We start from the raw sequence: 7147 nt of genomic DNA on the forward strand, positions 1-7147 counted from the left end.
CAAGAGTTCCAACGCGAGTCGTAAAGTCACGCTCGTAGTAGCCATTTCGTTGGCTTTTTCGGCTTTCAGATCGTTCATAGTCTTCAGCTTGAATGTATTCAGTTCGCTGGTTTTCCATCAATTGATTGAATACAGTGGTCAAAATGTTTTTAGAGACATCGTCTTTTACAGAATTTTCAATAATACTTTGAACCTCTTCATTGTTCAGTGTAAAATGTACTTGGGTCATGTAAAGTCCTCCTGGGTATGTTTTTAGTGGTTAAAAACATTGTACCGTAAAAGGGCTTTTACATGGCCTTTTATCTTTTACACAATTATATGGACTTTATCAGATTTTATAATGCAAAAGATATTCGTGTGGAAGACATCGAAGAACCAAAGCTAGTTGGTGACGATGATGTTAAAGTGCGTGTAGCTTGGGCGGGTATTTGTGGTAGTGACTTACATGAATATTTAGCAGGGCCAATCATAGCTCCAGGCGATGAACCTGATCCACTTACTGGTCAAAAACGTCCTATTACCATGGGACATGAATTTTCAGGTGTTGTTGAAGAAGTTGGTAGTAACGTTAAGACAGTAAAACCAGGTGACAAAGTAGCAATTAATCCACTTATCACAAGTGGTAATCATGATAATCGTTTATATGATATGTATAAAGGCTTCCAATTCGTTGGTTTAGGCTCAGATGGTGGATTTGCTGATTATACAGTTGTTGACAAGATTAACGTGGTTAAAGTCAGTGATGATGTTTCTTTAGAAATTGCTGCGTTAGTAGAGCCAACTGCTGTTGCGATGCAAGCTATTCGAGAATCAGAGATGGAGTTTGGCGAAACGGTAGCAGTCTTTGGTGTTGGTCCGATTGGATTAGTAAATATTATTGCTGCACGTGCAGCTGGTGCTAAAGAAATTTTTGCATTTGACTTATCGGAAGAGCGACTAGCAAAAGCGAAAGAAGTCGGAGCAACTCATGTCGTTAACTCGGGTGAAGTTGATCCAAATGAGTACATTAAAGAACGTTACCCAGATGGAGTTGATCGAACATTTGAAGTGGCTGGCGTGCCTGTAACATTAGAACAAGCAATTCAAGTGACTCGTCCACGCGGTACAGTCACTGTGGTCTCTATTTTTGAAGAACCCATTGACTTTAATCCAATGTTATTAACAGCTTCTGGTGTTCGTATATCATCAACACTAGCGTATGAAGATGATATTTTTGATCTAACGCTGAAGATGATTGAAAATAATCAAATTGATGTATCACCACTTATTACTGACCATATTGAGCTAGAAAATATCGTTGAAAATGGTTTTGAATCATTAAGCAATGATAAGAGTCAAGCGAAAATCCTTGTAAAACTTAGTGGCGACAAATAAAAATTAACGGATTTAAACAGCCTATACTTTACAATTATATAGTAAAGTATAGGCTGTTTGACTGATTTTGTATGAGAGTGTAATTTCTGACCGCTTTTTTCATAAAAAAGTGGTCCTTTTTTGTCTCAAAAGCACTCTCTTTATCTAAGGCTCTTTACCATCCGTTTATGATACACTCCACTGGAAAAAACAAAAAAGGATTACGTAGAAAAGTTGAGCGAATTGCTCAGCTTTTTTTAATGAACGAAAGTTACTGCTTCCAATAAGTAACTAAAAAATAAGGAATTCTTAATTCATTTCGTCTCCTCAGGCAAGGAATAAACAATGAAGCGATCGCAAAAGTTTTATCTCTCAGGTATTAATCCAAGATTAGGAATTTATTGATAGATGATTAAACTTGATTCCCATCAATTTCTCTTTCGTGAATTAACTATATGATACATACAGAACACAACGACAAGAAATGAATCTTGCTATAAATGTGATGCTAAACATCAAACCATTTGACTTCATATCTTGCACTCGGAAAATCTAATATGCCCTTGAAGAACAAATAGGTATCTATTTTACACAAGTATTAGCAAAGGTTGGGGAAGTACGTGTAAAGTACAATCCCGACTATATACAGTTGTCGGCCACCCTGTTCAGTATGTGACCCAATTGAACCCGGTTGAGCAAAGTTAAAAAAAAAAAGCAAACTTGATGACAATCAAGTTTTAATCATTGACGGTACCTTATACTAAAAATAACAAAAATACTTGGAGGGAAAAAACATGCAACGATATATATTAAGTAAGAAAAATCAAATTACATTGATCAGTGGAATTCTAATTGCAGTCGGATTTTTCAGTCACTTCGCTTTAGGAAATGCATTTCTTGCTGAGTGGTCGTTGATTATCGCCTCGATCTTTGGGGTCGCTCCAATCGCCATTCAAGCGTATCAAGCATTGAAAGTGAAAGTTGTCAGTATTGATGTCTTAGTCACGATTGCCGTTATCGGAGCGTTCTTGATTCAAAACTATGAGGAATCGGCTATCGTTACGTTCTTGTTCTTGTTCGGACATTATTTGGAACAGCGTACATTGAACCAGACACGTTCAGCAATCAAAGAATTAACCGACATGGCACCAGAAAGTGCCTTGGTCCAAACAGAAGACGGAGAATTTGAAGAAGTAGATGTAGATGATGTAGATGAAGGAGATGTTCTGCTTGTCAAAACTGGTGCGAAAGTTCCAGTAGATGGAACCGTTCTGACAGGCGAAGGGTATATCAACGAAGCCAGTATCACAGGAGAATCCGTTCCTGTCACAAAAACAGAAGGCAGTGAAGTCTTTGCCGGTACGATATTGGAAAATGGCACCATTCAGATTCGGGCAGACAAAGTCGGAGAAGACACCACATTCGGTAAAATCATTGAACTTGTGGAAGAAGCGCAAGATTCTAAATCAGAAGCAGAGCGCTTTATTGACCGCTTTTCTAAATGGTATACCCCAACTGTTTTGGTTCTGGCATTCATTGTCTGGGCAATGACCCAAAACGTTGAATTGGCGATTACGATCTTAGTCCTAGGCTGTCCAGGTGCATTGGTCATTGGGGTTCCGGTCTCCAACGTAGCCGGAATCGGAAACGGTGCACGCAATGGAGTTCTTTTGAAAGGAAGCGAAGTCATCAATGACTTCAGCAAAGTTGATACGATTGTGTTCGACAAAACAGGAACGCTGACTGTCGGGAATCCTGAAGTCGCGGAAACAGAAGTGTACGGAGACAATGTAGAAAAAGCCTACAGTTATTTAGCCAGCGTGGAGACTGAATCAGACCATCCACTAGCCAAGGCCGTCCTCCAGCATACCGGCACGGTAGAACTGTTCCCGGTAGAAGACACAGACGTCGTCAAAGGCGGCGGCATTGTCGCTCAAGTGGACGGACACCGCATCGCGGTTGGAAATGTAGCGTTGATGGAAAAAGAAAATGTGCAGTTGAGTAAAAAAGCGCAGAAAGACGTCAAACAATTCGAGAAAAATGGGAACTCCTTAGTATTGACAGCAGTCGACGGGGAATTGAAGATTCTGATGGGAATCCGCGACCAAATCCGTCCAGGAGTGAAACAAGACTTGCAGGAATTGAAGAATTTAGGCGTGAAAGATTTAGTGGTTCTTTCCGGCGACAACCAAGGCACAGTGGACCGGGTTGCGCGTGAACTGAACCTCACCGAAGCGCACGGGCATATGCTGCCGGAAGACAAAGCGGCTTATATTGAAAAACTCCAGCAAAAAGGGCACACGGTCGCCTTTGTCGGGGACGGTGTCAATGACAGCCCGTCCTTGGCGCTAGCAGATATCGGGATTGCAATGGGCAGCGGAACAGATGTGGCGATCGAAACATCTGACGTTGTGTTGATGAACTCCGACTTCAGCCGCTTACCACATGCGTTAGGGCTGACGAAATCAACTGCAAGCAATATGAAACAAAATATTATCATTGCAGTTGGGGTTGTTTTGGTCTTGTTGGCCAGCCTCTTGTTCAGTGAATGGATGAATATGTCAATCGGAATGTTGGTTCACGAAGCCAGTATCTTGGTGGTCATCTTCAACGGTATGAGATTGTTGAAGTATCGCTTAAGAGGCGACAGATATGATGTGAAAACGGGCATAGAAGAAATCGAAACAGCTGAATAAGAATGAATGACAAAGGAGAATGTAGGATGGACAGGTATACTGAAATACACGAAAAACTAGATTTTTTACTCGAAGACCATGGAGTTAAGTTTGATGACAGCCGTTTGGATAAACAGACCCTTCATTCCCTCCATGTAAAAGCAGACAAGCTATTGAAAGCCCACAAGTGTACCATTCCTGAAGGAGATGAGTCTGTGGGAGCTTTGCAGCCTAAGCTGGACATGCTGATATCTGGTCATGGGAAAACATTTGATGATTTCGGATTGAATCCAGAAAGTTTAGACACCGTAATTGAAAAATTGAATATCTTAGTGGGTGCTCATGGAAAGTACAGCTAAAACAAAAAATTGTAGAAGAAATTGTTAAAGGAGAGCTGAAGTATGTCTAAAGCAGTGATTACATTAGAACCCTTGGCCTGCCCATCTTGTTTGAAAAAAATTGAGAGTGCTGTAAGAGAACTTAACGGCATTGACCACAACAATGTGAAAGGAGTATTCAACGCAAGCAAAATCAGAGTTGCTTTCGATGAAAATATGTTGACAGTCGAAGACATTGAAAAAGCGATTGAAAACTTAGGTTATCCAGTCATCAAATCAAAAGTGAAAATAGCTTAACCAAATATCAAAATAGAAAACACACGGGATTGCCTTTAATGGTTATATCCATACTCATTTGGAAAAATTAGATCTATTCACCACAGCTATTACACAGGTCATAGTGAAAATCATCCGGAATCATTTAAGGTACGCGAGGTGTATACACAAATGGAAAAAACCAAAGAATCTGGTTCAGATAAACCAGAATTGGATAGGGAGTTCAATCAACTGCGCGAACTAACCAATCAGTACACCATTCTGGGAGATGTTTGCGGCACCTATGCGGCTGTTTACAATATGCTATCCGAAGCAGATGAAGCATACCAAACGTAATATAGTTCTTTATAAAAAAATAAATTCTCTAAACTTGATGGTCATCAAGTTCAACAATTCAAATGCGGTGTATACTTTAAATGTAAGATGATAACAAAGGGAATAACAACATAAAAATAATTTTATAAAGGAGAAATGATTTATGTCTAAAGCAACCATTACTCTAGAAACCCTATCCTGCCCGTCCTGCTTGCAAAAAATAGAAAGTGCCGTCAAAGGACTGGATGGTGTCGATCAAAGCAGCGTGAAAGTCTTGTTCAACTCAAGCAAGGTAAAAGTCAACTTCGAGGAAGACAAAGTGACTATCGAAGAAATCGAAAAAGCAATTGAAGACTTGGGCTACCCTGTTATTAAATCAAAAGTCAAAGCAGCGTAAGCTATATTTGAAAATGGAAGCTACTTCCAACAGTCGTTTTATTAGCATTGGCAACAAATAATAAAAAATAGTAGGAGGAATAGAAACATGGCACAAGATAAAACACCACAAGAAAGACTGCAAGAAGAGCAAGAGCATAAAGAGCATGTACACCATACAAAAATCAATGCAGCAGCCATTGCGGATCATATTTTAGGAAATATCCATACACTCCATGTAAAACTACACCAGTATCACTGGTATGTAAAAGGTCCTCATTTCTTTAGTCTGCATGACAAACTGGAAGAACTGTACAATGCAAACGAAGAATGGTTTGACACTATCGCTGAACGGTTGTTGGTATCAGGACACAAACCAGCTTCCACAACCGCCGAATTTGAAAAATACACCATGCTTTCGGAAGACCCGGCTGACAAGTATTTGAAAGCAGAAGAAATGGTTGAAAATGTCGTGGAAGATTTCAGAAGCACCCGTGAATTTACAGTCCGCGCCATACGTTTGGCTCAAGAAGAAGGCGATGATGCGTTGGAAGATACACTGATTGCTTTCAAAGATCATTTGGATGAAAGCATTTGGATGTTGCAAGCCTTCTTAGGCAAAGAAGCATTGGAAGATGATGATGCCTATGAAGATGAGGATGAAGACTAAAAAAATAATTAATTCGGTTAAGGCTGGAGTGAAAATTCCAGCCTTAATTCTATTCATTAAGATTCGGTTCAGATGAAGGGGATGGAATGAATTTACTGATTGGAGCGATCAACCCACATGCGATAGAATGGGGTCCGGTTGTCATTCATTGGTACGGTGTAATTATTGCTGTGGGAATTTTTCTGGCAGTTTTGGGGGAGTGGATTCGGAATCTTTTGATCTTGCTTTTCCACTTATTTTCCCCCGCTAAAGAACTTCCTGCATTTTTTGTTGTTATTGATCCTTTTTCTGTTTAGTATGGGTGTGTTTGTCGTGGTTATGCTCTTGCATGTGTCGTCTGCGTGTCAAGGGCGAGTGTGGGCTTCACGAATGCATTTTACCCTTGACACGAAGAAAGACGACACATGCTATAATCGTTTCACGACAAGCACACCCAAACAGAAAAAGGAGAAAAACAAAAAAGGAAGTGATGAGCGGGGGAAAATCGTCTAATAACTGTCTTACAAGTGGCATTTCCTCTTCATGTAAAGACACGTTTTTCTTTTGTCCGGCAGCATTGATAACATAGCCCACTTGAATTGACGTTAAGCATCGTTTTCCAGCTCGGTACTGATTGACTCATTTTCTTTTATAATATCTTTTTTACGTCCGGTTAAATGATAAAGTCCATATAATTGTGTAAAAGATAAAAGGCCATGTAAAAGCCCTTTTACGGTACAATGTTTTTAACCACTAAAAACATACCCAGGAGGACTTTACATGACCCAAGTACATTTTACACTGAACAATGAAGAGGTTCAAAGTATTATCGTGGATTGTATAATTAAGCGAGACAGAAAAAAGACATGTTATGATACACTCAAATTAACCTACCAAAGCTAAGGAGAGTGCACCATACATGTCGTACACCCATCTTACCAAAACAGAACTCATATTCATAGAAGAATACTTTGCCATTAATCTCAGTGGTCGCGAGATTGCTAAAAAGCTTAAGCGAGGTCATGAAGCAGTCTACAGAGTAATCAGGAAGTTGAAAACGGGTAAAACAGCGATCGATATTTATCTAGAATACAAAGAAAACAAACAAAAATGTGGACGTAAACCTATTCAACTTCCTCAAGGTGAAGTTGATTACATCAACGAGA

The 7147-nt window shown here is 39.7% G+C and carries 8 protein-coding genes and 2 pseudogenes; 9 read left to right on the forward strand and 1 reads right to left on the reverse strand.

Annotated features, from left to right (window positions below; translation table 11 throughout):
- Window positions 1-229: IS256 family transposase (locus tag G470_RS0110660; protein ID WP_028274793.1), on the reverse strand; the 229-nt coding region annotated here is incomplete at its 3' end.
- A gap of 62 nt (window positions 230-291) precedes the next feature.
- On the opposite strand from G470_RS0110660, the gene G470_RS0110665 reads away from it, so the two are divergent.
- The 9 genes and pseudogenes from G470_RS0110665 to G470_RS0110710 all read left to right on the forward strand — a co-directional run.
- Complete coding sequence (locus G470_RS0110665; protein ID WP_240470676.1) at window positions 292-1374, forward strand: 2,3-butanediol dehydrogenase; 1083 nt, start codon at window positions 292-294, stop codon at window positions 1372-1374.
- A gap of 773 nt (window positions 1375-2147) precedes the next feature.
- Complete coding sequence (locus G470_RS0110670; RefSeq protein WP_028274795.1) at window positions 2148-4049, forward strand: heavy metal translocating P-type ATPase; 1902 nt, start codon at window positions 2148-2150, stop codon at window positions 4047-4049.
- Window positions 4050-4075: 26 nt separating this feature from the next.
- Entirely contained in the window at window positions 4076-4387 is a 312-nt protein-coding gene (locus tag G470_RS0110675) for a hypothetical protein (RefSeq protein ID WP_028274796.1), read from the forward strand.
- Between the two features lie 42 nt (window positions 4388-4429).
- Entirely contained in the window at window positions 4430-4663 is a 234-nt protein-coding gene (locus tag G470_RS0110680; protein WP_028274797.1) for a heavy-metal-associated domain-containing protein, read from the forward strand.
- Between the two features lie 150 nt (window positions 4664-4813).
- Window positions 4814-4978 carry a hypothetical protein gene (locus G470_RS14920; RefSeq protein WP_240470677.1) on the forward strand — a complete coding sequence of 55 codons (165 nt, stop codon included), beginning with the start codon at window positions 4814-4816 and terminating at the stop codon, window positions 4976-4978.
- Window positions 4979-5120: 142 nt separating this feature from the next.
- The gene (locus G470_RS0110690; RefSeq protein WP_028274798.1) at window positions 5121-5354 is read left to right on the forward strand and encodes a heavy-metal-associated domain-containing protein; all 234 of its coding nucleotides are present in this window, start codon (window positions 5121-5123) and stop codon (window positions 5352-5354) included.
- 87 nt (window positions 5355-5441) lie between these two features.
- Entirely contained in the window at window positions 5442-6002 is a 561-nt protein-coding gene (locus G470_RS0110695; protein WP_028274799.1) for a Dps family protein, read from the forward strand.
- A gap of 86 nt (window positions 6003-6088) precedes the next feature.
- A pseudogene (locus G470_RS14925) lies at window positions 6089-6193 on the forward strand (prolipoprotein diacylglyceryl transferase); the annotation flags it as partial.
- Window positions 6194-6900: 707 nt separating this feature from the next.
- Window positions 6901-7147 (forward strand): annotated as a pseudogene (locus G470_RS0110710) (IS30 family transposase); the annotation flags it as partial.

The organism is Atopococcus tabaci DSM 17538 (genome assembly GCF_000429585.1).
In the GTDB taxonomy this organism is placed as follows: Bacteria; Bacillota; Bacilli; order Lactobacillales; family Carnobacteriaceae_A; genus Atopococcus; species Atopococcus tabaci.

Coding starts and splice junctions, on each gene's coding strand:
- G470_RS0110665 (WP_240470676.1), top strand. CDS start 292: ATGGCCTTTTATCTTTTACACAATTATATGGACTTTATCAGATTTTAT.
- G470_RS0110670 (WP_028274795.1), top strand. CDS start 2,148: ATGCAACGATATATATTAAGTAAGAAAAATCAAATTACATTGATCAGT.
- G470_RS0110675 (WP_028274796.1), top strand. CDS start 4,076: ATGGACAGGTATACTGAAATACACGAAAAACTAGATTTTTTACTCGAA.
- G470_RS0110680 (WP_028274797.1), top strand. CDS start 4,430: ATGTCTAAAGCAGTGATTACATTAGAACCCTTGGCCTGCCCATCTTGT.
- G470_RS14920 (WP_240470677.1), top strand. CDS start 4,814: ATGGAAAAAACCAAAGAATCTGGTTCAGATAAACCAGAATTGGATAGG.
- G470_RS0110690 (WP_028274798.1), top strand. CDS start 5,121: ATGTCTAAAGCAACCATTACTCTAGAAACCCTATCCTGCCCGTCCTGC.
- G470_RS0110695 (WP_028274799.1), top strand. CDS start 5,442: ATGGCACAAGATAAAACACCACAAGAAAGACTGCAAGAAGAGCAAGAG.